22 protein-coding genes, 1 tRNA gene and 3 pseudogenes are annotated in these 24,410 nt (G+C 63.3%); 20 read left to right on the forward strand and 6 right to left on the reverse strand.

The window, feature by feature from the left end; all coding sequences use genetic code 11:
• Positions 1-30 precede the first annotated feature (30 nt).
• From pstC to G7076_RS09620, 7 genes and pseudogenes are all read left to right on the forward strand, one after another.
• Entirely contained in the window at positions 31-1,368 is a 1,338-nt protein-coding gene (gene pstC, locus G7076_RS09590) for a phosphate ABC transporter permease subunit PstC (RefSeq protein WP_240913918.1), read from the forward strand.
• A gap of 34 nt (positions 1,369-1,402) precedes the next feature.
• Positions 1,403-2,260 carry a phosphate ABC transporter permease PstA gene (gene pstA, locus G7076_RS09595; protein WP_166202352.1) on the forward strand — a complete coding sequence of 286 codons (858 nt, stop codon included), beginning with the start codon at positions 1,403-1,405 and terminating at the stop codon, positions 2,258-2,260.
• A gap of 193 nt (positions 2,261-2,453) precedes the next feature.
• Positions 2,454-3,199 (forward strand): annotated as a pseudogene (pstB, locus tag G7076_RS09600) (phosphate ABC transporter ATP-binding protein PstB).
• Positions 3,200-3,213: 14 nt separating this feature from the next.
• On the forward strand, positions 3,214-3,912 hold the full coding sequence (gene phoU, locus G7076_RS09605; RefSeq protein ID WP_166202354.1) for a phosphate signaling complex protein PhoU: 699 nt from the start codon (positions 3,214-3,216) through the stop codon (positions 3,910-3,912).
• Positions 3,913-3,916: 4 nt separating this feature from the next.
• Positions 3,917-4,606: a phosphate regulon transcriptional regulator PhoB gene (phoB, locus tag G7076_RS09610; RefSeq protein WP_166202356.1), complete on the forward strand. Its 690-nt coding sequence runs from the start codon at positions 3,917-3,919 to the stop codon at positions 4,604-4,606.
• A 27-nt stretch (positions 4,607-4,633) separates the two neighbouring features.
• A complete protein-coding gene (gene rlmB, locus G7076_RS09615) occupies positions 4,634-5,374 on the forward strand; it encodes a 23S rRNA (guanosine(2251)-2'-O)-methyltransferase RlmB (protein WP_166202358.1) in 741 nt (246 codons plus the stop codon).
• Positions 5,374-5,991, forward strand: coding sequence for a DNA-3-methyladenine glycosylase 2 family protein (locus tag G7076_RS09620; RefSeq protein ID WP_166202360.1), 618 nt, complete (start codon positions 5,374-5,376; stop codon positions 5,989-5,991). Before rlmB ends, G7076_RS09620 begins: the two co-directional genes overlap by 1 nt.
• Positions 5,992-5,999: 8 nt before the next feature.
• On the opposite strand, the gene G7076_RS09625 is transcribed toward G7076_RS09620, so the two are convergent.
• The 3 genes from G7076_RS09625 to G7076_RS09635 form a co-directional block, all read right to left on the reverse strand.
• Positions 6,000-7,268 carry a hypothetical protein gene (locus G7076_RS09625; protein ID WP_166202362.1) on the reverse strand — a complete coding sequence of 423 codons (1,269 nt, stop codon included), beginning with the start codon at positions 7,266-7,268 and terminating at the stop codon, positions 6,000-6,002.
• Between the two features lie 82 nt (positions 7,269-7,350).
• Positions 7,351-8,046, reverse strand: coding sequence for a pirin family protein (locus G7076_RS09630; protein ID WP_166202364.1), 696 nt, complete (start codon positions 8,044-8,046; stop codon positions 7,351-7,353).
• Positions 8,047-8,095: 49 nt separating this feature from the next.
• Positions 8,096-8,620 carry a gamma carbonic anhydrase family protein gene (locus tag G7076_RS09635; protein ID WP_166202366.1) on the reverse strand — a complete coding sequence of 175 codons (525 nt, stop codon included), beginning with the start codon at positions 8,618-8,620 and terminating at the stop codon, positions 8,096-8,098.
• Between the two features lie 86 nt (positions 8,621-8,706).
• Between G7076_RS09635 and G7076_RS09640 the strand changes: the two genes are divergently transcribed.
• The 7 genes and pseudogenes from G7076_RS09640 (at position 8,707) to G7076_RS09670 (ending at position 13,678) form a co-directional block, all read left to right on the forward strand.
• Positions 8,707-9,234 (forward strand): CAP domain-containing protein, encoded by a 528-nt coding sequence (locus tag G7076_RS09640; RefSeq protein WP_166202368.1) that lies wholly within the window; start codon positions 8,707-8,709, stop codon positions 9,232-9,234.
• A gap of 80 nt (positions 9,235-9,314) precedes the next feature.
• A tRNA-Leu gene (locus tag G7076_RS09645) sits at positions 9,315-9,401 on the forward strand.
• Positions 9,402-9,439: 38 nt separating this feature from the next.
• A complete protein-coding gene (locus G7076_RS09650) occupies positions 9,440-10,621 on the forward strand; it encodes an aspartyl protease family protein (protein WP_166202370.1) in 1,182 nt (393 codons plus the stop codon).
• Positions 10,622-10,693: 72 nt separating this feature from the next.
• On the forward strand, positions 10,694-11,653 hold the full coding sequence (locus G7076_RS09655; protein WP_166202372.1) for a complex I NDUFA9 subunit family protein: 960 nt from the start codon (positions 10,694-10,696) through the stop codon (positions 11,651-11,653).
• Positions 11,654-11,657: 4 nt separating this feature from the next.
• Positions 11,658-12,458, forward strand: a complete 801-nt coding sequence (locus G7076_RS09660; RefSeq protein ID WP_166202374.1) for an undecaprenyl-diphosphate phosphatase — start codon at positions 11,658-11,660, stop codon at positions 12,456-12,458.
• 56 nt (positions 12,459-12,514) lie between these two features.
• Positions 12,515-12,952 (forward strand): hypothetical protein, encoded by a 438-nt coding sequence (locus G7076_RS09665; RefSeq protein ID WP_166202376.1) that lies wholly within the window; start codon positions 12,515-12,517, stop codon positions 12,950-12,952.
• 55 nt (positions 12,953-13,007) lie between these two features.
• Positions 13,008-13,678: pseudogene (locus G7076_RS09670) on the forward strand (glutathione S-transferase family protein).
• A gap of 315 nt (positions 13,679-13,993) precedes the next feature.
• On the opposite strand, the gene G7076_RS09675 reads toward G7076_RS09670, so the two are convergent.
• Positions 13,994-14,719, reverse strand: coding sequence for an SDR family NAD(P)-dependent oxidoreductase (locus G7076_RS09675; RefSeq protein WP_166202378.1), 726 nt, complete (start codon positions 14,717-14,719; stop codon positions 13,994-13,996).
• A gap of 198 nt (positions 14,720-14,917) precedes the next feature.
• Between G7076_RS09675 and G7076_RS09680 the strand changes: the two genes are divergently transcribed.
• From G7076_RS09680 to G7076_RS09690, 3 genes are all read left to right on the forward strand, one after another.
• Positions 14,918-15,586: a hypothetical protein gene (locus tag G7076_RS09680; RefSeq protein WP_166202380.1), complete on the forward strand. Its 669-nt coding sequence runs from the start codon at positions 14,918-14,920 to the stop codon at positions 15,584-15,586.
• 163 nt (positions 15,587-15,749) lie between these two features.
• Positions 15,750-16,790, forward strand: a complete 1,041-nt coding sequence (locus tag G7076_RS09685) for a rod shape-determining protein (protein WP_166202381.1) — start codon at positions 15,750-15,752, stop codon at positions 16,788-16,790.
• Positions 16,791-16,871: 81 nt separating this feature from the next.
• Positions 16,872-17,873: a phosphatase PAP2 family protein gene (locus tag G7076_RS09690; RefSeq protein WP_166202383.1), complete on the forward strand. Its 1,002-nt coding sequence runs from the start codon at positions 16,872-16,874 to the stop codon at positions 17,871-17,873.
• A gap of 3 nt (positions 17,874-17,876) precedes the next feature.
• Here G7076_RS09690 and ubiG read toward each other — a convergent pair whose 3' ends face one another.
• On the reverse strand, positions 17,877-18,596 hold the full coding sequence (gene ubiG / locus G7076_RS09695) for a bifunctional 2-polyprenyl-6-hydroxyphenol methylase/3-demethylubiquinol 3-O-methyltransferase UbiG (protein ID WP_166202385.1): 720 nt from the start codon (positions 18,594-18,596) through the stop codon (positions 17,877-17,879).
• A 53-nt stretch (positions 18,597-18,649) separates the two neighbouring features.
• Between ubiG and G7076_RS09700 the strand changes: the two are divergent.
• A pseudogene (locus G7076_RS09700) lies at positions 18,650-19,893 on the forward strand (aspartate kinase).
• Between the two features lie 74 nt (positions 19,894-19,967).
• Entirely contained in the window at positions 19,968-20,951 is a 984-nt protein-coding gene (locus G7076_RS09705; protein WP_206367598.1) for a nitronate monooxygenase, read from the forward strand.
• A 4-nt stretch (positions 20,952-20,955) separates the two neighbouring features.
• Here G7076_RS09705 and G7076_RS09710 read toward each other — a convergent pair whose 3' ends face one another.
• Complete coding sequence (locus G7076_RS09710) at positions 20,956-21,849, reverse strand: serine hydrolase (RefSeq protein ID WP_166202387.1); 894 nt, start codon at positions 21,847-21,849, stop codon at positions 20,956-20,958.
• A gap of 231 nt (positions 21,850-22,080) precedes the next feature.
• Here G7076_RS09710 and ptsP point away from each other — a divergent pair, with 231 nt between their 5' ends.
• On the forward strand, positions 22,081-24,345 hold the full coding sequence (ptsP, locus tag G7076_RS09715; RefSeq protein ID WP_166202389.1) for a phosphoenolpyruvate--protein phosphotransferase: 2,265 nt from the start codon (positions 22,081-22,083) through the stop codon (positions 24,343-24,345).
• Positions 24,346-24,410: the final 65 nt, after the last annotated feature.

Genomic DNA, 24,410 nt, shown 5'->3' on the forward strand with positions numbered 1-24,410 from the left:
GCCCTCATCGCGATCCTGTTGATCGCCGTCATGGCCGGCCTCTTCGCCTTCAATCGAGCGAAGGGGCTGCGCCTTGGCGGTGCGCGGCTTCACAGCCTGCCGGTCTATCACGCCATCCACGCCGCCATTTGGGCAGCTGCGCCGGCGCTGCTCTTCCTGATGATCTGGGCACCGGTCCAGAATGGACTGGTCGATCAGGCAGTCCTTGCCAGTCCGGCTGGCCAATCCCTTCCTGACTTCGAGATGCAGCGCGACGCGATCATCAGCGAGGCGCGCGAGATTGCGCTCGGCCTGCGCGAGGCCGGCTTCAATCCGGAGTCGACGACTTTGGCCCCGGTCTATGCCTCCGCGATGTCACGCTATGCCATGGCTGGAGGCGCCGCCGCCCTCGTTCTTGCGCTGGTCGGCGCATTCTTTGGCCTGCGCCGCCAGGGCGTACAGTTTCGAGCCCGTACTTCCGTTGAGAAGTGGGTCATGGGACTGCTTCTCGGTGCGTCGCTAATCGCGATCCTGACCACCCTTGGTATCGTGCTTTCGCTGCTTTTCGAGAGCCTGATGTTCTTCTCTAAGGTCAACGTCGGCGAGTTCCTGTTCGGAACGACCTGGAGTCCGCAGACTGCAATCCGGGCAGACCAGGCCGGATCGTCCGGCGCGTTCGGCTCGGTGCCGTTATTCTGGGGAACAATCTTCATCGGCGCGATCATCGCCATGATTGTCGCCATTCCGCTTGGGCTGATGAGCGCGATTTTCCTGACCCAATATGCGCCGCAAAAGCTGCGGGCCTGGCTCAAGCCGATGCTCGAAATCCTCGCCGGGGTGCCGACGGTGGTCTATGGGTATTTCGCGGCCCTGACCGTTGCTCCGATGATCCGCGATTTCGGGATATCGATCGGGGTCAGTTCGGCCAGCTCGGAAAGCGCTCTCGCTGCCGGTCTGGTCATGGGAATCATGATCATTCCGTTCGTCAGTTCAATGGCGGACGACAGCATTGCCGCGGTCCCACAGGCCATGCGCGACGGCAGTCTCGCGCTTGGCGCGACCAAATCGGAGACCATCCGCAAAGTGATCCTTCCGGCGGCGCTTCCGGGCGTCGTCGGAGGCGTGCTGCTTGCAGTCAGCCGAGCGATCGGCGAGACCATGATCGTCGTCATGGCCGCAGGCCTTGCCGCAAATCTCACGATTAATCCGTTCGAGAGCGTGACAACCGTGACCACGCAGATCGTCCAGTTGTTAACCGGAGATCAGGAATTCGACAGCGCCAAAACGCTTGCCGCTTTTGCGCTCGGCCTCCTGCTGTTCGTCATCACGCTGATCCTCAACCTCATCGCGCTTCGCGTCGTCCGCAAATACCGGGAAGCTTATGAATAGCGTATCGACAGTCTCACGCTGGACGGACGGGTCGATGGCCGACCGCGTTGCCAAGCGCTATTCCGCCGAACGGCGGTTCCGTGCCATCGGCTTTGCGGCGGTCGCGATTTCGGTCGCCTTCCTCGCCTTCCTGCTAATCACGATGCTCGCCAAGGGTGTTGGTGGGCTCGACATGGCGTTCCTGACTGGCACCGATTCCACGGAAGCGGCGCGCGCCGGCATCTGGGGTGCGCTCAAGGGCAGCCTTCTGACGATGCTCGTCACGATCGCTCTTGCCTTTCCGATCGGAGTGCTGGCCGCGCTTTATCTGGAAGAGTTCGCCCCAAGGAATCGCTGGACCGACATGATCGAGGTCTCGATCAACAACCTCGCCGCAGTTCCCTCGATCATTTTCGGCCTGCTCGGCTTGGCGGTGTTCCTCAACTTCATGCACTTGCCGCGTTCCGCGCCTCTGGTCGGCGGACTGACGCTTGCGTTGATGACCATGCCGGTCATCGTCATCGCCGGGCGTAACGCGGTAAAATCCGTTCCTCCCTCGATCCGCGACGCCGCGCTGGGTGTCGGCGCGTCGAAGATGCAGGTCGTCTTCCATCACGTCCTTCCGCTCGCCCTGCCGGGGATCCTCACGGGAACGATCATCGGCCTCGCCCGTGCGCTGGGAGAGACTGCCCCGTTGCTGATGATCGGCATGCGGGCGTTCATCGTCTCCCCGCCGAATGGAATCACCGATCCGTCAAGTGTTCTGCCGGTGCAGATCTTCTTGTGGTCGGACGAAGTCGACCGGGCCTTCGTCGAGAAGACCAGCGCGGCGATCATCGTGCTTCTGGTGTTCATGCTCGTGATGAACGGGCTGGCCATTTATCTTCGCAACAAATTTGAACGCCGCTGGTAGGCTCATGATCATGACCAAAGAAAAACAGCCGATCGTCACCAACTCGACTGTGCCATTCCCTTCGACCGCCATCTCAGCCGAGGCTGCCCAAGGCCGGGAAGAGGAAAGCGGTACCGATCGTGCATCGAATCTCGATCCGCCCTCCGTGGCGGAGGACAACCAGGCCGACGCCGGGCCCGGCCGCGCGCCCAAGATGACGGCGCGAGACGTGCACGTTTTCTATGGCGACAAGGAAGCCATCAAGGGCGTCGACATCGATATTCATGAGGATAAGGTCACGGCCTTCATCGGCCCGTCGGGCTGCGGCAAATCGACCTTCCTGCGTTGCCTTAATCGCATGAACGATACGATCGCGGGCGCGCGGGTGACCGGCGATATCAAGCTCGACGGCGAGGATATCCATTCGTCCGCAATGGACGTGGTCTTGCTCCGCGCGCGGGTGGGAATGGTCTTCCAGAAGCCCAACCCTTTTCCGAAATCGATCTATGAGAACGTCGCTTACGGTCCGCGCATCCACGGTCTTGCGAACGACAAGAGCGAGCTTGACGGGATCGTCGAGAATGCCTTGAGGCGCGCCGGCCTTTGGGACGAGGCCAAGGACCGACTTGCCGAGAGCGGGACAGCATTGTCGGGGGCCAACAACAGCGCCTCTGCATCGCCCGCGCCATTGCGGTCGATCCTGAAGTGATCCTGATGGACGAGCCCTGCTCGGCGCTCGACCCGATCGCGACCGCCAAGATCGAGGAGCTGATCCACGAGCTTCGTGGGCGTTACGCGATCGCGATCGTGACACACAACATGCAGCAGGCGGCGCGCGTTTCCCAGCGCACCGCCTTCTTCCACCTTGGCGAGCTGATCGAATACGGACGAACCAAGGACATATTCACGAATCCGCGCGAGCAACGCACTCAAGACTATATTACCGGCCGCTACGGCTGATCGGAGACGGAATCATGGCCACCAGCGGACATACGCTCAAAGCGTTCGACGAGGACCTAGACCGCCTTCGCGCGCTAATCAGCGAAATGGGCGGAATCGCGGAATACGCCATCCGCGAGTCGATGCGCTGTCTAGTCGAACGCGATCATGACGGCGCTCGCCGCATAATCGAAGACGACAAGAAGCTCGACGTCCTGGAAGTCGAGGCGGAGCGTCGTGCGGTCCAGCTGATCGCGCTGCGTGCGCCAATGGCCGGTGACCTTCGGGATATCGTTGCCGCGCTGAAGATTTCCAGCGTGGTCGAACGCATTGGCGATTATGCGAAGAACATCGCCAAGCGGGTTCCGCTCCTCAACAGCCTCGGCAATGTCGAGCCATTGGCCTTGATGCCGGAAATGGCGCGAATCGCGACAGAGATGGTGCACAACGTCCTGATCGCTTTCGTCGAACGCGATCCGGAAATGGCCCTTCAGGTGATCGAGCGCGACAGAGCGGTCGACGACTTCTACAATTCGATCTTCCGCGCGCTCCTGACCTTTATGATGGAGAACCCACAGAACATCGGTCAGTCGACCCATTTGCTGTTCGTCGCGAAGAACGTCGAACGTGTCGGCGATCATGCGACCAACATCGCCGAGATGGTCTATTACGCAGCCACTGGCGACTATCTCGGCGATCGGCCGAAAGGTGCCGACCCATTGGAGCAGGAGTAGGACAATGGCCTCGCGGCGCCTCCTTCTGGTCGAAGACGATGTCGCGCTGTCGGAGCTTGTCCGTTTCCACTTCGAGCGCGACGGCTGGGAGGTTCGCCAGACCGGCGACGGCGAAGAAGCGCTGATCATGGCCGACGAGCTCCACCCGGGGCTCATCCTGCTGGACTGGATGATCGAAGGCGTTTCCGGGCTCGAGGTTTGCCGCCGCCTTCGCCGCCGAGAAACGACCGCCCAAACGCCGATCATCATGCTCACCGCGCGCGGCGAGGAAGAGGACCGTATCCGCGGGCTCGATACCGGCGCCGACGACTATCTGACAAAGCCCTTCTCGCCCCGCGAACTGGTGGCGAGGGCGACCGCGGTCCTTCGCCGGTCGAGCCCCGCGCTTACCGGCGAGCGGCTTGAACATAGCGGCATCGAAATGGACATTGCCGCCCACCGCGTCCGACGCGACGGCAAGCCGATCCACCTTGGACCGACGGAATATCGCCTGCTGCGTTACTTCCTGGAACGCCCCGGCCGTGTCCTTTCTCGCCAGCAACTCCTCGAAGCTGTGTGGCCGCATAGCGAGGAAATCGAGCTTCGAACGGTTGACGTTCACATTCGCCGTCTCAGGCTGGCTCTCGGCGAGCCCGACCTTATCCGCACCGTTCGCTCGGCCGGCTACTCGCTCGACGGCGAGGGGGTTGCGTAACAACCGCCTGCGCAGCATGGCGAGACCATGGCGCGAAAGAACAAGTCGAAAGCGGGGGGAAACCCGAATCGGCCCCGTTTTTGGGGCAAGCACGCCGTTGCGGCGGCGCTCGACAATCCCAACCGCCGAGTCCTTAAGGCATGGTCAACTCGCGAGGCGGCAAGCTTCATGCAGTTTCCGACCGAGATGCCGGTGGTGATGGCCGAGGCACCGGACCTTGGCCGGATGGTTCCTCACGACGCGCCTCACCAGGGTGTGGTGATCGAGGTTGAGCCGCTGGAGGACATCTGGTTGGGTGACGTGCTTGCCGATGCGCCGGAACGCGCCATTCTCTTGGTTCTCGACCAGGTCACAGATCCCCATAATGTCGGCGCAATCCTGCGTTCCGCAGCGGCGTTCGGTGCCATCGGCATCGTCACCCAAGACCGCCATTCGCCGCCGGAAAGCGGTGCGCTGGCCAAGGCCGCTTCCGGCGCGCTGGAGCGCGTTCCCTGGGTTCGCGTCGTCAATCTCGCCCGAGCGCTGGAAGAAATTGCGGAAGCCGGTTTCTGGCGCATCGGTCTCGCCGGCAAGGCGGAAACAGGGCTTAAGGAAGCACTCGGGCCGCAGCGGGTTGCGCTCGTGCTTGGAGCCGAAGGCCCCGGAATGCGAAGCAACACGCGCGAACATTGCGACGCGCTCGCCCGACTGCCGATCACCGACAATGTCGAGAGCCTCAATGTCTCGAATGCCGCGGCGGTCGCGCTATACGCTGCTAGCGTCGCCTGATGGTTCGGACGGTCGAATCGATCAAGGCCTCGGTCGAGGAGCTTGCCCGGCGGGAACAAGCCTTCGCGAGGGTGCTCGACCGCATCGGTCATCCAGAGCCGCGCGCCAGCGACCGTGGAAGTCAGACGCTGCTACGAACGATCGTCGGGCAGCAGGTCAGTGTCGCCGCCGCCCGCTCGATGTGGAACAAGCTCACTGCTCGCTACGGCGATCCGGTTGATCTCGGAGCGCTTTCGAAAGCAAGCGATGAAGAGCTACGCCAGGCTGGCCTCTCGCGCCAAAAGGCGGGCTATGCGCGAAGCCTCGCAAGTCTGGTGCTAAACGGCGAACTGGATCTCGAAGCCCTGCCGGGCGATGACGAGGAAGCGATCGCGCTGCTCACGAAGGTCAAGGGCATTGGCCGTTGGTCCGCCGAAATCTACCTCCTGTTCGCGGAAGGGCGGCCTGACGCCTTCCCGGCCGGGGACCTCGCCGTCCAGATTGAGATCGGCAAGCTGCTCGGTCTGCCGGAAAGGCCATCGGAGAAGCAGCTTCGTGAGTTGGCCGAGGCATGGCGCCCGCACCGCGGAGCGGCGGCGGTGCTCGCGTGGCACTCCTACAATAGCGAAGTCATCTAGCTCGAACGCTAGTTCCGCAGGCCCTTTTCATAGCGTCGAGCTCCAAGTCCCTTCCACGACCGCGCGCCTTGGTCGATGCGAAGCGGGGCAAGGCGTGCCTGCTCCTCCTGGCCCTTGCCGACCAGGAAGCTGACCCCGGTCTGACCTTCCCCGCTCGACCAGCGGTAGCGGGTCGAAACCGCGACCATCGGCATGAACAGCTTGCGGCCCTCGACCTCATATTCGTGGATCATCTCGCGTGGGATTTTCACCGCGGTACGGAGCGGAACTCGCGACTGCGGTGCGATGACCGGAATTGCGTCCGTCCCGGCGCTCGGCCGTTTGTAGAACTCGCTGAGCTCGGCGTCCTGCTTTGCGCCGGCATTGAGCAGGCACGCTTCAATCGAAACGTCGCGGGCCGGCGCGCTGCCGGAGTTGAACAAGGTTACGTTGAAGGCAATGGCGGCGCCATCGTCGTCTACCAGCGCGCGGTCGGGGCTGAGCTCGACTTCGATCCATGGCCGCAGGCTGCTCGCAACGATCCCCACTGGGCCGGAAGACGTCTTCGAAGTGATAGCGCCGGAAACTGGGCCGGAAATTGGGCCGGAAACTGGAGCGTCCGGCTTGGGCCGAAGCGTGGTCGGCAGCGGTCGACGAACGAGGGGCTCATCGGCGACCGGCGCGGCTACGGCGCGCGGCAATGGCTTTGTCGGCTGTGCCCTAGCCGGCTCCGGTTGAGCGGACGCCCTCGCATCTTGAGTCGCATAGGCGGGGGAAGCGCTACGGCCATGACGGAGGAACCAGTAAATGACGGCCCCGCCGGCAGCGAACAGCAGCGCAGCGATCCACACTAGAAGGGAAGAGCTTCCTTCTTCGGCAGGCGTGACAAGCGAGGGACGCGGCGGCGTAGCCGGAGCGGCGGCTGTCCCTGAGGGTCGTGCCGAGCGAGGCTGCGCGCGCGTCGGGGCGGGGGTGGTCAGACCGTTGGCGGGTTCGATCCGTGCCGGCGTCGCGGCGGGGCGATCGCGTTGGATGACCGAACGCGCAGCAGAAGACGTCTCACGCGTCGGCGCGCTTTCCGGCCGCGCTGGCGGAGGCGAAGCCGGCTGAGTGACCGGAACGACCGGCTGCTGCTGTTGTTCGGCGGGACGCGTGACCCGGCCTTCGAGATTAAAATTCTCGAGCTCGCGCGGACCGACAGTATCGCTCTGCTCAGCCGAGGGCGCAGCATCCTGCGCAACGGCAGGCGTCAGCGCAGCTGCAGCGAGCAATACGAAAAAGAGCCGGAACGCGTTCAACCTCAGTCCTTTGGCCGTGGATTCGACAGGCGCGGCTAATGCCGACTGGGCGCCGGATGTTCAAGCCGCCCCCGGCGACCGGTCAGCGAGCGTCGACCAGCACCAACTCCGCCTCGGCATCGCCCGCCCGGATCTCGATTCGGTCTTCGCCGGTGATGGCAATGCCATCGCGGGCTTCGGCATCGACCCCGTTGACCGTCACCGGCGCGCTTGCGACCATATAGAGGTGCCGCGCCGGATCGGCTTCGAGCGTGATCGAACCACTTGCCGCCAAGGTTGCCCCAAGCAGCCTTGCGTCGGCATGAATGGTCGGCGTCCCGTCATTGGGATCGCCGCTGGCGAGGGTGACGAACCTGCCCTCTCGCGCTTCTTTCGGAAACGGCATGGCCGCCCAGCCCGGCTGGGCGCCCGGCCGGTCGCTCTCGATCCAGATCTGGAACAGGGTGGTGTCCTCGTCTTCAAGATTGAATTCGGAGTGCATGACCCCCGTGCCGGCGCTCATGACCTGGACATCGCCCGCGCCCGTGCGCCCTTCATTCCCCATCGAGTCGCGATGGCTGATGGCGCCGGTACGGACGTAGGTGATGATTTCCATGTCGCGATGCGGATGCGGCGGAAAGCCGCTCTTGGCGGCGATCTTGTCGTCGTTCCAGACGCGGATTCTCCCCCAGTTCATCCGCGCCGGGTCATAGTAACTGGCGAAGCTGAAATGGTGGCGGGCATCGAGCCAGCCGTGGTCGGCGTGGCCCAGCGAAGCGAAGGGGCGAATGTCGATCATGACCAGAAAGATTGGCCCGGGCCATTTGCCCTTTCAAGTGTCAAGAATGTTACCGGGCTACGCTAAGCGAGCGGGCGTAACGCGCGGCCTTCTCGGCATAATGCTCGGCTGACAATTGCAGACCGGCCAGTTCCTGTTCGGTCAGCAGCCGCACGACGCGCGCCGGGACGCCGACGATCAGCATTCCGGCCTCGAAGCTCTTCCCTTCGGTCACCAGTGCGCCCGCGCCCACGAGGCACCGCTCGCCGATCGTCGCGCCATTGAGGATCGTCGCACCCATTCCGATCAACGCACCCGCACCGATCGTGCAGCCGTGAAGGATCGCCTGGTGGCCCACAGTTACTCCCGCTCCGATCGTCAGCGGGGAACCGGGGTCGCTATGGCCGATCGCGCCATCCTGGATGTTCGACTTCGCGCCGACCTCGATCCGCGTGTTGTCGGCGCGGATAACCGCTCCAAACCAGACGCTTGCGCCTTCCCCCAGGCGCACGTCGCCGATCAGGTCGGCGCTCGGCGCCGCCCAGGCGCCCGGCCCTAAGGTCGGGGCCACATCGTCTATCGCGTAAAGAGACATGGCTCGGAACCTAGCGCCACAAGAATGCGGCGTCATTAACGATAAGATTTCACGGCATCTTAGCCACGCTTTGACAAACACGTGCCATGACGAAGCGATTTCTCATTGGCCTGCTTGGCATTCCGATGATCGCCGCCATGCCGGGAGCGCGCGCTGCGAACATCGGTACGAACGACCAGATGTTCGCCGCGCGTATGCTTGCGCTGCACAATCGCGAACGCGCGGCAGTCGGCGCGCCGCCCCTCGTCTGGGACCCGGCGCTCGCGGAATCCGCAGCATCCTATGGCCCGGCGCTTCAGCAAATCGGTCGTCTGGTCCATTCCCCGCGCGAGACCCGGCCGGGGCAGCGCGAGAACCTCGCCATGGCCAGTACCGGCTATTTCAACGAAGAGCAGTTGGCCAAAATGTGGGTGGACGAGAAGCATCACTTCACGCCCGGACTGTTCCCCAACGTCAGCCGCACCGGCTATTGGAAAGACGTCGCCCATTACACCCAGATGGTGTGGAAGGGGACTACCCACGTCGGCTGCGCGCTTTATCGCGGCGGCGGCAATGACTTCCTCATCTGCCGCTACTCGCCCCCGGGCAATGCCGACGGAAAGCCGGTTTACTGAAAACAACCTGTTTCGGTCGTTGACAGAATCGTCCAGCGCCGACTAAGCGCCGCCGCCTACCGGCAATCACATGCACCTGTGCCCAGGTGGCGGAATTGGTAGACGCACCAGCTTCAGGTGCTGGCGCTCGCAAGGGCGTGGAGGTTCGAGTCCTCTCCTGGGCACCATCTCGTCATCACAAGACCAATCGCGCTAGTCAGGGCGAATGTTGCTGATTCGTCATTGTGTGCTGGCGCTGAGCCTTCTTCTCGGCTTTCCGAACGTCAGCGTCGCGCAAATTGCGCCTCCCAAGGTCAGCTTTCAGGAGCAAAAACCGGGAGCGGAGCATTTCGATCTCTATCGCGACACCCGGATCTTCCTGGATGGCGGGATCAACGGCCGGAAGACGCCGATGCTGCTCGACAGCGGCGCGAGCGTGACGGTCATCGATCGCGCTTTCGCGGTCACCCTTGGCCTGAAAGGAGGCACACCCATCGGCGTCCAGGGCGCTGGCGGCAGCGAACGCGGCGAACTTTATCGCGGCATCAGCGTCACCGTCGGCAACCTCTCCTTCCGGGACCTGACGGTCGCCGCGATGGACCTTTCGCTGGTCGAGAGAGCGCTTGGCCGGAAGGTTCCTGTCGTCCTGGGCCGCGAAGCCTTCATGAACAGCGTGGTGACGATCGACTTCGATCGACAGGAGATCAGTTTCGCACCGAGGGGCGGTTTCACCCCGCCAAGCAATGCCGCAGCCATCGCGCTTCGCCGACGCGGCGCGCTTCACACCCTCTCGATCAGGATCGGCGACCTGCCGCCGCATGACGCCATCTTCGATCTCGGGAACAGCGGAGCGATCAGCCTCAGCCAGGAATACCATCGCTCCCAGCCCTATTTCGCGACGCTTCCGTCAGCCACCGGAATGAGCGGCGGCGTGGGCGGACTTCACGAAGTACGCCGGATCACCCTCCCCTCTGTGGAAATTGCCGGCGTTCGCTTCGACCAGGTTCCCGCGCAACTCGGCGGGCTGGCAAACGGCCCATATTCCGGAATGATCAATGCCGGAATCCAGCTGTTCCGGCCGTTCGTTCTGACCCTCGACCTCGCCGGCGACAGGATGTGGCTTCAGCGGACCGCGGCACCTGTCGTCTTTTCGCGCGACCGCGCCGGCCTGTTCGTCACGTTCGAAGGCGATCACTATGCTATTCGCCACGTTACCGCCGACGGACCTGCCGCCAAATCAGGGTTGAAGGTCGGGGATGACATCGTCTCGGTCGGTGGCCGCAGGGTCAACGCCGCCTTCCCCAACTCGCCCGAGGCGGAGTGGCTGTTCGGGCGGGCTGGAACGCCGGTAGAGATCGGCCTTGCCGATGGCCGAAGCGTCACGGTGACACTAGCGGACTTCTACTAACCACACCCCTTGCGCCCGAAAGGCCGTTGGCCCAAGGAACCGGCTCAATCGCTTGCCAGACCTGGACTGCAAATGCCGCTTCGCTCCTCGCCACCACTCGTCACCGTTTTCGGCGGTGGCGGCTTCATTGGCCGCTACGTCTGCGAATATCTGCTGAAGAGCGGCGCCCGCGTCCGCGTCGCCCAGCGCCATCCGCGCAAGGCCTTCTTCCTGCAGCCTTTAGGCCAGGTGGGGCAGATCGACTTCGTTGCCGCCGACGTGACCAAGCCTGCCTCTGTCGAGTTGGCGGTTGCGGGGGCCGACGCGGTCGTCAACCTCGTCGCGGTGTTTGGCCGGGGGATGACCGGGATAAACGTCGATGGCGCGGTCAATATCGCTCGCGCCAGCGCGGCGGCCGGCTGCAAAGCGCTGGTCCACGTCTCCGCAATAGGCGCCGATCCGAATGGCAAGGCGGATTATGCCCAGTCGAAGGGACGCGGAGAAGCGGGCGTCAGAGCCGCATTTCCTGATGCAACAATCATTCGGCCAAGCCTGGTGTTCGGCCCGGAGGATCAGCTGACCAACCGATTCGCCAGCCTCCTCGCCCTGCTTCCCTTCTATCCGGTGATTGCGCCGGACACGAAGTTCCAGCCGGTTTTCGTCCGAGACCTGAGCCAGGCCGTTGCCGTCGCCGCGCTCGACCCTCCGAAGCATCGCGGTAAGACCTATGAGATCGGCGGGCCCGACGTCATGACGATGCGCGCCTTGACCGCAGAGATCGGACGCCTGGCCGGCCATCCGAAGAATTTGATAGATATGCCGACCTTCGCCTCATCCGCGCTTGCCCGGCTCGGTTTCCTTCCGGGCGCGCCGTTGACCTGGGACCAGTGGCTGATGCTTCAGCAGGACAATATCGCAGCCAAGAAGTCGAAGGGCCTCGCGGAGTTCGGGATCACGCCGACCCCGCTGAGCGCTGTTGCCGGGGAATGGCTCGGCCGTTTCCGCGAGGGCGGGCGCTTCCGGCCGCGCGCTGAATCGCTGGGCACTAGCTGAGCCAATGCCCGTTTTCTGGCTCGTCATCATCCTCGGCATCGTCGAGGGCCTTACCGAATATCTTCCGGTTAGCTCGACCGGTCACCTGATCCTCGCCACCGAGCTACTCGGCTTCGATGCCGACAAATGGGCGCTCTTCAACATCGCCATTCAGCCCGGCGCGATCCTCGCCATCGTCGTGCTTTACTGGCGGACCTTCCTCGACGTGCTCACCGGCATGTTCCGGAAAGAGCCGAGCGCTTGGCGCTTCATCCGTAACCTCATTGTCGCGTTCATCCCGGCTGTCGTGCTGGGCTTGGCGATCGGCGATTATATCGAGCTACTGCTCGGCAATGCCCAAGTGGTCGCGGTGTCGCTGATCCTCGGCGGTTTCGCGATCCTACTAGTCGAATGGTGGGCCAAGCCGACCGACAAGGGCGGAGTCGCCAACGTCACGCTCAACCATTCGATCGGCATCGGACTGGTCCAGTGCCTGGCGATGATTCCGGGGGTCAGCCGGTCCGGCGCGACGATTCTCGGCGCGATGGCTATGGGCGTCGACCGCAAGACTGCCGCCGAATTCAGCTTCTTCCTCGCCGTTCCGACGCTCAGCGGGGCGACCGCGTTGCAGCTTTACAAGCATGGCCACGCGATGGAGCCGGGCATGACCGGCTGGATCCTGCTCGGCAGTTTCGTCTCCTTCGTGGTCGCGGTGGTCGTCGTGAAGGCGTTCGTCGCGATCATCCAGCGGTACGGCTTCGCGCCCTTCGCCTGGTACCGGATTGTCGCGGGAGCGGCGGCGCTGGCCTGGCTGGCCGCCCGCTAAAACTTGCGATTTCAGAGATTTGGGTCAATCTAGGCGCGAATCGCGGGAGTGAAGCCATGCATATCCTGTTCGCCCTTCCCTTGCTTGTCCTGGCAGCGCCGTCCGTCGCCGCGCCGCAGCAGGGTCGCGAGTCGATTCAAATTCCGCCAGAGCTGACCAGCCCGGAAACCGCCGAGAAGCTGGGCAACATGGCGGGCGTTTTGTCGAAAGCGCTGATGGACCTGAAGGTCGGCGAGATCGAAGCGATCGCCAGCGGCCGCGAGCCGACAGCCGCCGACAAGCAGCGCACCGTGCGCGACATGGCGGTGAAGGGCGACCCCAACTTCGAGCGCGATGTCGAGCGCCAGGTCGCCAACGCCGGCCCGATCATCCAGCAGAGCATGAAGCGCGTCACGGCCATGCTTCCGGCGCTGATGAGCGCGATGGAAGGGATCAGCGACGATCTCGACCGAGCGACCGCCAACCTTCCCGACCCGACCTACCCCAAGCGTTAATTTATTCGCGGAGGCCGGTGGACTGGAGCCTGCGCCGCGCTAAAGCTGCGCGCGCATGTGGCAGCTGTTCCAATTCCCGCTTTGTCCCTTCTCGCGCAAGGTCCGGCTGGTCCTTGGCGAAAAGGGAATCGCGCATGAGCTGGTCCGAGAAAATCCGTGGGAACGGCGCGACGAGTTCCTCGATCTCAACCCCGCCGGCGAGACGCCGGTGTTGGTCGATAGCGACGCCGGAACCGTCCTGATCGGAAGCCAGCCGATATGCGAATATTTCGACGAGACGGTGGACAAGATGCCGATGATCCACGGCAATGCGGTCCACCGTGCCGAGATCCGCCGGCTGACCCAGTGGTTCGACGAAAAGCTTTTCCGCGAAGTCGTGGAGCCGCTGATGCACGAGAGGATGCGCAAAAGGCTTGTCAGCAATGGCTCGCCCGATACGCGCGTGCTTCGCGAGGCGATGCGAGTGGCAAACGGTCACCTCGACTATCTAGATTATTTGCTCGACCACCGTCGCTGGATCGCGGGGCGGGCCTGAGCCTGGCCGATTTCACCGCCGCGGCCCACCTGAGCGTGATCGACTATCTCGGCGCTCTCGACTGGCGCGGGCACAAACAGACCAAGGACTGGTATGCCGTCATGAAGTCGCGGCCCGCCTTCCGCCCGCTGCTAGGCGAGCGGATGGAAGTGATCGTTCCGCCCAGCCATTACGATAAGGTGGATTTCTGAAAGGAGCGCCCGAGACTAAGCTAGGATCTGCACTAGTTGCGGAACCAAGCCATGCTGCGGGCACGGTGGTTCAGAGAATTCACTCCCGTGACGCCCCCGTCCCTCGCGGAAGTTTGCAAGTTCGCGGCACATCGCGGTATGATGATACCCGCGCTGATTTTCGGGCGGCGGTTTGGGGAGGCGGGTTGGTCAACGTCGAGAGAAGAGCGGAGCGCTGAGTGGAACAGTCCGGTGGCTGAAGGACAGGATTTTCCAGAGTCAGCTTTGGGTCGAAAGCTGACTCCAGGGAGCAGCAATGAACGAACCCTAATCTCGTCAGGGCACGATCTCTGTGCCGTCCCAGGCAAAGCAGCGGCCGGTATGCAGCGATGTCAGCTGGCCGATGACATTCAGAAGGTGGGACGCCGATTCCTCAGCCGAGAAAAGCCGGCCAGCGGGCACGCCCTTCTGAAACGGCTTGCTTAATCTAGTGTCCACCGTTCCGGGGTGAAGACCGACGCAAATCGCCTCAGGGTGGGTGCGCGACAGCTCGATCGCTAGCGTCTTGATGATCATGTTCAACGCCGCTTTGGACGCGCGATAGCCGTACCAACCGCCAAGCCGGTTATCGCCGATGCTGCCGACGCGCGCGGAGAGCACTGCGAAGACGCAGCGTTCCTGTCGGGGCAGAAGCGGCACGAAATGCTTGGCAACGAGCGCCGGACCGACGGCATTGACGGCGAACAGCCGCATCAGGCTCGCCTGGTCCATCTCGCGCAGCGATTTTTCTGGAGTGACGTCGGAGTCGTGAAGCAAGCCAGTGCTAATGAGGATTGCAGCGAAAGGCGCCTTTTCGCGAAGCCGCATCGCGGCGGCTTCGATAGCCGATTCCCGGGTGAGGTCGATTGCAAGACACTCTTCGCCGGCGCCCGCCGACCTGGAAAGGCCTGTCACATCGAAACCCCTGGCCGTCAGCTCACGCGCCAGGGCGCTGCCGACGCCACCCGAGCTGCCGATGACGATGGCACGGGGCGGGCGGCGCTCAGGTTCGGCTTGCGACATGGTCTTCGACGTCTCATGGCCGAAGCGGCAAGTCATGCAAAGTCTGCGGTGGCTTATCCAGCCACAACATTTCGATTGGCACCCCAAACGAGAGCTAAGTCCTCGGCTGCAATCGTTCACGACGCGAGCATTGGGTCGAAAGCGGACTCCTGCGTTTCCCTTCCTTGAAACACGGCCCCGCCTGCCCATAATCCGGACATGGACTATCGCCCCGCCTATCCGAGCCTGAGCGATCGGATGACGAGCTACTGGGAGCGCGGCGTGCGCATCGCGACGCGTTTCGCGATCGCATTCGGCCTCTCGACCCTGACGGCCATCGGTATCGGCTTTGCGGTCACCGACAATGTGCTGGCGCAAATCTTCGTCACCATCCTGGCCGCCTTCGCCCTGTGGATCCCGTTCGTTATAGGCGTGACGCGGTTCGAGGCGTGGCGGAACGCGCGCCGGCATCGCAAGGGGCTAGCCGCAATGCCGATCGCCCAGCGCGCGAACCCGGAATTCGAGCAAAACTGGCAGCGGCTTGTGGCCCTGGCGCCGGCGCAACGGGAGCGGCTGGCCGCGATAAAATCCTCGATCGATCGCAGCCGCCTTGCGCTGGGCAAGACCGAGCTTGACCCCGACGCGCATGACCTTTGCATACTGATCGACCGCCGCCTGCCAGAGCTCGTCCGCCACGAACTGGAAGACCTGCCGCCCGACGACGCCGGCCGGCGCCAGCGAGTCGGCGAGCTGGTCGACCTGGTCGAGCAATTCGCGCGCCATTGCGGCCGCCAGCGCGACGGATTGTCTTCGGGAAGTGCCCGCGAAGCAGCCATCCTGAGGCGCCGGTTCGAGGCCCGGCTCGCCGATCACCGCGACGATCTTTGATCGCAATTAACGGTGGTTGTCGGCAGGGCGATTGCAACGTGCGCCCAACCGAACTCGACGCGAGTCCGGGCGAAGCGTAACTCTTTTCGCCTGAACGATTTTCCGGGGGAGCAGGAGCCGAGGGGGCGCCTGCCGGGGCGTCGTCCCTCCAAGGCGTACACACATGGGCTTTTCGCTCTTCAACTTCGGTAATCGCGACCTCGCGATCGATCTCGGCACGGCCAACACCCTGGTTTACGCGCGCGGACGCGGGATCGTCATCGACGAGCCTTCGGTCGTGGCGCTTGAATATGTGAACGGCCAGCCCAAGGTCCGCGCCGTCGGGGAAGACGCCAAGCTGATGCTAGGCAAGACCCCCGCGAACGTGCGCACCATCCGACCGCTCAGGAGCGGGGTCATCGCCGACCTCGAAGTCGCCGAGCAGATGATCAAGCATTTCATCGCCAAGGCTTGCGGTGCGCGCGCCAAGCTTCCGACCAAGTCGGAAATGGTCGTCTGCGTGCCGTCCGGATCGACCAATGTCGAGCGGCGCGCGATCCGCGACGCGGCGTCGAACGCCGGCGCTGGTATCGTCCAGCTATTGGAAGAGCCGATGGCCGCGGCGATCGGCGCGGGAATGCCGGTTATCGATCCCATTGGCTCGATGATTTGCGACATCGGCGGCGGAACGACGGAAGTCGGAGTCATCTCGCTTCAAGGTTTGGCCTATTCCCAGTCCGTGCGGGTCGGCGGCGACAAAATGGACGAAGCGATCATGAGCTACGTCCGCCGCACGCATAATCTGCACATCGGCGAGGCGACGGCCGAGCGCGTGAAGCTTGAGGTCGGAATGGCCCGGCCGCCGATCGACGGACGCGGCGTGACCGTCACCGTCAAGGGCCTTCACGTCGAGAAGGGCGTGCCGAAAGAGATCACCCTGACACAGGGCGAGATCGCCCAGGCGATGGCCGAGCCGGTGGCGCAGATCGTTCAGGCGGTGCGGGTCGCGCTGGAGAATACGCAGCCGGAGATTGCGGCCGACATCATCGATGTGGGAATTACGCTCACCGGCGGCGGTGCGCTGCTTCGCGACCTCGATGCGGTGATCAGCGACGAAACCGGCCTGCCGGTAATTGTCGCCGACAATCCGCTTCATTCGGTCGCGCTTGGCGCGGGACAGGTGCTGGAGGAATCAGTTTATCGCGGCGCGTTGATGGCGGCTTAGGCCGGCTAGCCCTTTAGTTGCGGGCAAAAGAATTACGCACACCTTTTATTTACGCGCGACTGGCATATCGCCATCGTGTTTATGTCTGCGTACCGCGTTCTTCCTGATGACGTCGCCGCTGCGCGTCATGATTTGGGACAAGCCCTCGTCGTAGTGACGTTCGTCATGATCGCTGTTCCTTCGATCATGGACTTCGAAGTCGATTTTCTGTCCTTCTGGCCGGCAGTCTTCTTCGCCGCAATACCCGCCGCTTTCATACCCTACGTATCATGGCGAAAGATGTGGGTATTCCGATCCGTCCTCGAGGTCAGCTGTTGCTCGTTCGTCCTCGTCGTCCCGGTCCTTGTTCTGACCTACGGCAGCATGCGCTTCAACATGCCGATGGCCGATGCCACGCTAATAAACCTCGATCGAACACTTGGGTTTGACTGGATGCGCTTCGTGCTTGCTGTCGACCGGAGTGCCTTTGCTTCGAGATTGCTAGAGTCCGCCTACAGTTCCCTCATGAAGCAGATGGTGCTTATCCCGGTCCTGCTCTGCATTTTGAATTTTCAGGCCCGGGCTTACCAGTTAATGACCGCGCTCGTGGTCCTGAGCTTGCTGTCGGCGATCGTAAGCATCCCGTTTCCGTCGGTCGGCGCTTATGCGGGGCACGGGTTCGACGGAAAGTCGCTTCAGAATATCAATGCCTATTTCGGATATTTCTTTCTCGAATCATTCAACGCGGTTCGGGCGCAGGATCACTTCGTGCTGAGTTTGAGCAACTCCGCCGGCATTATCACCTTCCCGTCAGGCCATGCAGCATTCGCAACGCTTAGCATCTGGGCAGCGTGGCCTTCGCGCTGGCTGCGGTATCCGGTGCTTGCGCTGAACATGCTAATGATCCTTTCGGCGATTACGCACGGCGCTCACTACCTCGTCGACGTGATCGCCGGCGGCGCGGTAGCGATAATGGCGATCAGAATCGCGACACGGGGGTTTCCCCGAATCCCCGATATTGCCAAGTTCCTGCAATTGCCTTCCGTGTTCGGCGGAAGGGAAGCGGCACCGCCGGTTCAGGTCAATCCGCAAGGCCAGTTGTGAAAATCAAGCGTGCCGGGCGGCAATGAGATAATTCAAGCTGGTATCTTCACTCAGATGGAGGCCCTTCATCGGGGACAAGGCAATGCCTTCGACATCGTCGACCGCAAGCCCGACCTCGGCAAGCATCGCCGTCATCTCCGCCGGTGTGATGAAATCCTCATAGTGGTGTGTGCCCTTCGGGATCTGCCCGAACCCTTCCGCAAGCGTGATCGTCAGTAGCCGTGACCATGCCGTGCGGTTTGGTGTCGACAGGATAAGCAAGCCGCCGGGCGCGAGCCGAGCGGCTAGGCTGGCGAGGAACGCCTTGGGGTCGGCGACATGCTCGACCACTTCCATCGCGGTGACGAGGTCGTAGGTGCCGGTGAGGTCCTCGACGCCCATCGCGCGGTAGTCGATCGACAGGCCCGCGCCGGCGGCATGGTCGCTGGCGACCGCGATCAATTCCGGAGCCGCGTCGATGGCGGTAACCTTGGCACCCAGGCGAGAAAGCGGCTCGGCAAGCAGGCCTGCTCCGCAGCCCACGTCGAGGGCGTTCTTGCCGGTCAGCGGGCGGAAACCATGCTCGTCGACCTGCCAGTGCTGGTCTATGCGGTCGCGGATATATTCCAGCCGCACTGGATTGAGCTTGTGGAGCATGGCGGACTTGCCGTCCGGGTCCCACCAGTCGGACGCCATTGCACCGAAGTGCGCGGCCTCTTCGGCGCGGATACTTGTCGTAGCCATGGCGCCCTCCTAACAGGGCGGCGCCAATCAACCAAGGAAGCCGACAGCACTCCATGCCCCGCATCGTCATGAAATTCGGCGGCACGTCGATGGCGGGCATCGAGCGAATCCGCGCCGTCGCAGCGCGGGTGAAGCGCGAGGTGGAGGCAGGCAATCAGGTCGCCGTTGTGGTCAGTGCCATGGCCGGCGAGACCGACCGGCTTATCCAGTTCTGCCGCGAGGCCGCGCCGCTTTACGACGCGCGCGAATATGACGTGGTCGTCGCCAGCGGCGAGCAGGTGACGAGCGGGCTGCTGGCGATCACGCTTCAGGGCATGGGCCTCAACGCGCGAAGCTACATGGGTTGGCAATTGCCGATCCGCGCCTCCGGTCACTCCGCCGCGCTCATCGAAGGGATCGACGTTGCCGTCCTGGAGCGGGTGTTTGAGGATGGCGGAATCGCGGTCATCCCGGGCTTCCAGGGCGTTACCGCCGAAGGATCGGTCGCGACGCTGGGGCGCGGGGGTTCCGACACGTCGGCGGTTGCGCTCGCGGCTGCGATGAAGGCCAACCGCTGCGACATCTACACCGACGTCGACGGTGTCTACACCACCGATCCGCGCATCGTGCCGCGCGCAAGGAAGCTTGATTTCGTTACCTACGAGGAAATGCTGGAGCTTGCTTCGGTCGGAGCGAAAGTGCTCCAGACCCGCTCCGTCGGCCTCGCCATGCGCTTCGGGATGCCAATCCAGGTGCTGTCCTCGTTCGAGGATTTGCCCGGGACCCTGATTGCCGGCGAGGGCGCCATCGAAGGACAGGAAATGGAACGCAACGTCATCACCGGCATCGCTCACGACCCCAACGAGGCGTTAGTCACCCTGGTCGACCTGCCCGACAGGTCGGGGGTCGTCGCGTCGATCTTCACGCCACTGGCCAAGGCCAACGTCAACGTCGACATGATCGTCCAATCGGTACGCAACGCGGGGACCTCAGCGACCTCGCCTTCACCGTCCCGAAGGCCTCGCTCACCCACGCCGTTGCCGAGCTGGAAAAGGTCAAGGACGAGATCGGCTTCAAGGAAATCCTGACCAACATGGATATCGCTAAGGTCAGCGCGGTCGGGGTCGGAATGCGGTCCAACGCGGGAATCGCTGCGCAGATGTTCGAGGCGCTGGCGGAGCGTCGGATCAACATCCTCGCCATCACCACATCGGAGATCAAGGTCAGCGTGCTGATCCCGGAGGAATATACCGAGCTTGCGGTGCGCGTGCTCCACAGCGCCTTCGGGCTCGATGCGCCGGCGGGAGACGCGGCATGAGCGGCGAAGGGCTGATATCGGAAGCGCGGCCGATGCATGGCGACGGCGGCGGCCACGCGCGGCTTCGGGAGCTGATGCACCGCGGCACCGAGTTCCTTGGCTGCGATCTCGCAATCATGGGCGGTGCGATGAGCTGGATCAGCGAGCGCAACCTGGTAAGCGCGATCAGCAATGCCGGGGGCTTCGGAGTGATCGCCTGTGGCGCAATGAGCCCGGAGCTGCTCGATACCGAAATTGCCGAAACCAAGAAAAGAACGTCGAAGCCGTTCGGCGTCAACCTCATCACCATGCATCCGCAGCTTTCCGAGCTGATCGACACCTGCGCGAAGCATGCGGTCAGCCATGTCGTGCTCGCTGGCGGGCTTCCGCCGGGCGGCGCCATCGACCGAATCAAGTCGGGCGGCGCCAAGCTCATCGCTTTCGCGCCGGCGCTGGCGCTGGCGAAAAAGCTGATCCGCAGTGGAGCCGACGCGCTGGTCATCGAGGGGATGGAGGCCGGCGGGCATATCGGGCCGGTGGCCACCAGCGTATTGGCGCAGGAGATCCTGCCGGAAGTCGCGAGCCAGGTGCCGGTATTCGTTGCCGGCGGAATCGGCCGCGGCGAGGCGATTGCCGCCTATCTCGAAATGGGTGCGGTCGGAGTTCAGCTTGGAACGCGCTTCGTCTGTGCCAACGAGTGCATCGCCCACGCCAACTTCAAGAAGGCATTCATCCGCGCTTCGGCGCGCGACGCCATTCCGTCGGTCCAGATTGACCCGCGCTTGCCCGTCATCCCGGTTCGAGCACTGAAGAACCAGGAAATGGAACGCTTCGCCGCCAAGCAGCGCGAAGTCGCCGGTTCACTCGACAGCGGCGCGATCGAAATGGCCGAGGCGCAGCTGCAGATCGAGCATTATTGGGCGGGCGCGTTGAAGCGCGCGGTAATCGACGGCGATGTCGAGACCGGAAGCGTGATGGCCGGCCAGTCGGTCGGTATGGTCAGACGAGAAGAGCCGGTCGCCGACATCATCGCCGAACTGGCCGATGAGGCCGCGGCGGCGCTCGAGAGACGCGGCTAAATCGTCAGTTGTTCGAGGCGGTGGTCGCCGTCGCTGCGACGGTCGAATAAGAGCGCGTGAACGGCTGCGTGATCGGGGCCAGGAATGCGCGCGCGAAGCCATCATAGATCGTCCGCGCCGCCATTGCGATTGTCTGCGGCCGGTTGCTTCCGCCACGGGCGAAGAAGGCGACGGCAAGGCGCCGTCCGTCAGGCAGCGTGAAGTAACCGACGTCGCTGGTATAATTGTTGAGCGTGCCCGTCTTGTGCTGGACCTGCGCGCTTGCTGGAAGCAGCGCCCGCATGCGATTCTTGCCGGTCTGACAACGCGCCATCAGGTTAAGCAGGTAGGCACGGCTGGAGGGACGCAGCAGCTCGCCCTTGTCGATCCGGCGCAGGAGCTCGACCATCGCGCGCGGTGTTGCGCTGTCGCGAACGTCCCACAGGTCGCGCTTTGCGGCGAGCAGGTCGGCGATGTTGCGATCGACGCGAATGCCCTTGACGTTGCGCTCCTGGAGCCATTGCTGAAGCTTGTCCGGACCACCCAGATTCCCGAGAAGAAGATCAGTCGCCTGATTGTTGCTGTGGATCATCATCGCTTCCATCAGCGAGCGAGCAGAGCGGCCGGCGATACGGTCATCGAGGCTACGACGCCCGAATTCGACCTGCGCGAGATAATTGGCGGCGACCGCGATTTTCATGGTGCTGGCCATCGGGAAGGGCGTGTCGCCGCGAAGACTGACCATTTCGCCCGTCGCGAGATCAAGCGCGGCCACTCCGTAATTGCCGGAGCGCGTGTCGATCATGGAGGATAGCTGGCGCTCAAGGCTGACCAGGCTGGGCGACGAGGCTGCAGCGACGGGCTGGGCGACCAGCGCCATAAGCCAGACCATCAAAGCCGTAACTCGCGTCAGTCGCATCCCTCACCCCTCGCCCCGCTGCCACCCGGCAGCATGAATTCCCAAGGTAACCGATTGAGGAGTCAGGAGACCAGCCTAATGGTTAACGAAAACTGAAAGCCTGCGATGAAACGACTCCCTGACGCGACCAGCCGTCGGGTTCGGGACAGGCTGTGCAAGATTGCGTGGGGCACAAACGCCAAGAATCGCCAAGTCTTGGCGTCAGCGCCGGTTCCCTGCTAGCGCTGGCAAATGCCGCTGACCGCCGCTTCCGCATCGCGCGAGATCATCGTTGGCCTCCACGATGTGATGGCCAAAAGGATGTCCGCGCAGGCGAAGCTCAATACGGTGGTTGACCTCATCGCCAACAAGCTCAGAAGCGAGGTCTGCTCGATCTACCTTCTGCATGACGGCAAGCTGGAGCTTTACGCGACGCACGGGCTGCGCGTCGAAGCCGTTCACGTTACGCGGCTTTCACTTAGCGAAGGACTGGTCGGAACTATCGCCGCAGAAGGCCGAATTCTCAACCTCGACGAGGCGGCAAGCCACCCCGCCTTCGCATATCGTCCGGAAACGGGCGAAGAACGATTCCACAGCTTCGCCGGCGTTCCCATCGTACGGCGCGAGAATGCAATCGGTGTGCTGGCCGTGCAGCATGCCGAGCCGCGTTGCTACGAGGATATCGAAATAGAGGCGCTGCAAACCGTTGCGATGGTGCTGAGCGAGATGATCGTCAATGCGCGGCTTGCCGACGGCGGCAGGCGCGGCCGCGGCGAAACCGGAGCCCAGCGCATAGCCGGCCTGAAGCTGGTGACCGGAATGGCCAAGGGCGTTGCGGTTTTTCATCAGCCACGAGTGGTCGTCGAGCATACGGTCGCTGACGACATCGAGGCCGAGCGCGCGCGCGTCTATTCTGCCTTTCGGCGCATGCGCGAGCAGATCGATCACATGACCCGCGATGCCGAATTCGGCACGATTGGTGAGCACAACGAAATCCTCGAGACCTACAAGATGTTCGCCTACGACGAGGGTTGGTCGCGGCGGATCAACGAGGCAATCGACAGCGGCCTGACCGCGGAAGCCGCGATCGAGCGCGTGCAGCAGCGCACGCGGGCGCGAATGCAGGACATCGACGATCCGTTGCTGAAAGAGCGGATGCACGACCTTGAAGACCTGTCCAATCGGCTGCTGCGGATCGTTTCGGGACGGATGGGGACGGCGGCCAAGACCGGGCTTCAGAAGGACACCGTCCTAATCGCCCGCAACCTCGGCCCGGCGGAACTGCTGGAATATGACCGGCGCCGCCTGAAAGCCGTCGTCCTAGAAGAAGGCTCGCTGACCGCGCACATGACCATCGTCGCGCGGGCGATGGGCGTCCCAGTCGTCGGCAAGGTCGAGGACATCCGGCACGTCGCAAGCGAGGGCGATCCGATCCTCGTCGACGGGGACAATGCGACTATCGTCGTTCGTCCGACGCGCGCGCTGACTCAGGCGTTCGAGCAGCGCATGGCAATGAGCCAGAAGCGGCGCGCGCAGTATGCGACTCTCAAGAACCAGCCGGCGATCACGACTGACGGCGCCAGGATATCGCTGATGGTCAATGCCGGGCTGGCCGAGGACGCAGCAATGCTTGAAGCGTCCGGCGCTGAAGGGATCGGCCTGTTCCGGACCGAGTTCCAGTTTCTCGTCTCCGCTGCGCTTCCGGGACGACAGAGCCAGCTCAAGCTGTACAGGTCTGTCCTCGATCTCGCCGGCGAAAAGCCGGTAGTCTTCCGGACCGTCGATATCGGCGGCGACAAGGCCCTGCCTTATCTCGCCGATGCGCGCGACGAGGCGGAGAACCCGGCGATGGGCTGGCGCGCGCTTCGCCTCAGCCTCGAGCGCGCGACCCTCATGAAAGCGCAGGCACGAGCATTGCTCGAAGCGGCCTCGGGACGTACCCTCAACGTGATGTTCCCGATGGTCAGCGAGCCGTGGGAATATGAAGAGGCCCGCGCGCTTTTCGAGGAACAGGTGGAGTGGGCCAAAAAGAGCCGAAAACCGGTGCCGAAGGCCATTCGCTATGGCGCGATGCTTGAGGTGCCGAGCCTTGCGGAAATGCTCGACGTGCTGCTTCCGCGCCTGGACTTCTTGTCGATTGGCACCAACGATCTCACCCAGTTCCTGTTTGCCGCGGACCGCGCTGATCCGCGCCTGGCCGACAGATACGACTGGCTTAGCCCGGCGATCCTTCGCTTCCTGAAGCGCGTATCGGACCAAGCCGTAGCGGCAGGCGTGCCGGTCCGAGTCTGCGGAGAGATGGGCGGGCGTCCGCTGGAAGCGATGGCGCTGATCGGAATCGGCATCCGCAATTTCTCGATCACCCCGGCCGCGGTCGGGCCGGTGAAAGCGATGGTCCGGGCGATCGACGCCCAGGAAGTGACAGCGCGCGTCGGCAAGCTGATCGCCGCCCCTGCCCCCGACCTTCGCAAGCGATTGAGCGACTGGGCGAAACGCCACCGCATTCCGCTCGGCTGACCATTGACAGTCTCGTCGCCGACCCCGAGAAGTTCCCCTGCGATTTGCGGCCAGGCCACCGGGGA

It is taken from the genome of Sphingomonas sp. HDW15A (genome assembly GCF_011301715.1).
Taxonomy (GTDB): domain Bacteria; phylum Pseudomonadota; class Alphaproteobacteria; order Sphingomonadales; family Sphingomonadaceae; genus Sphingomicrobium.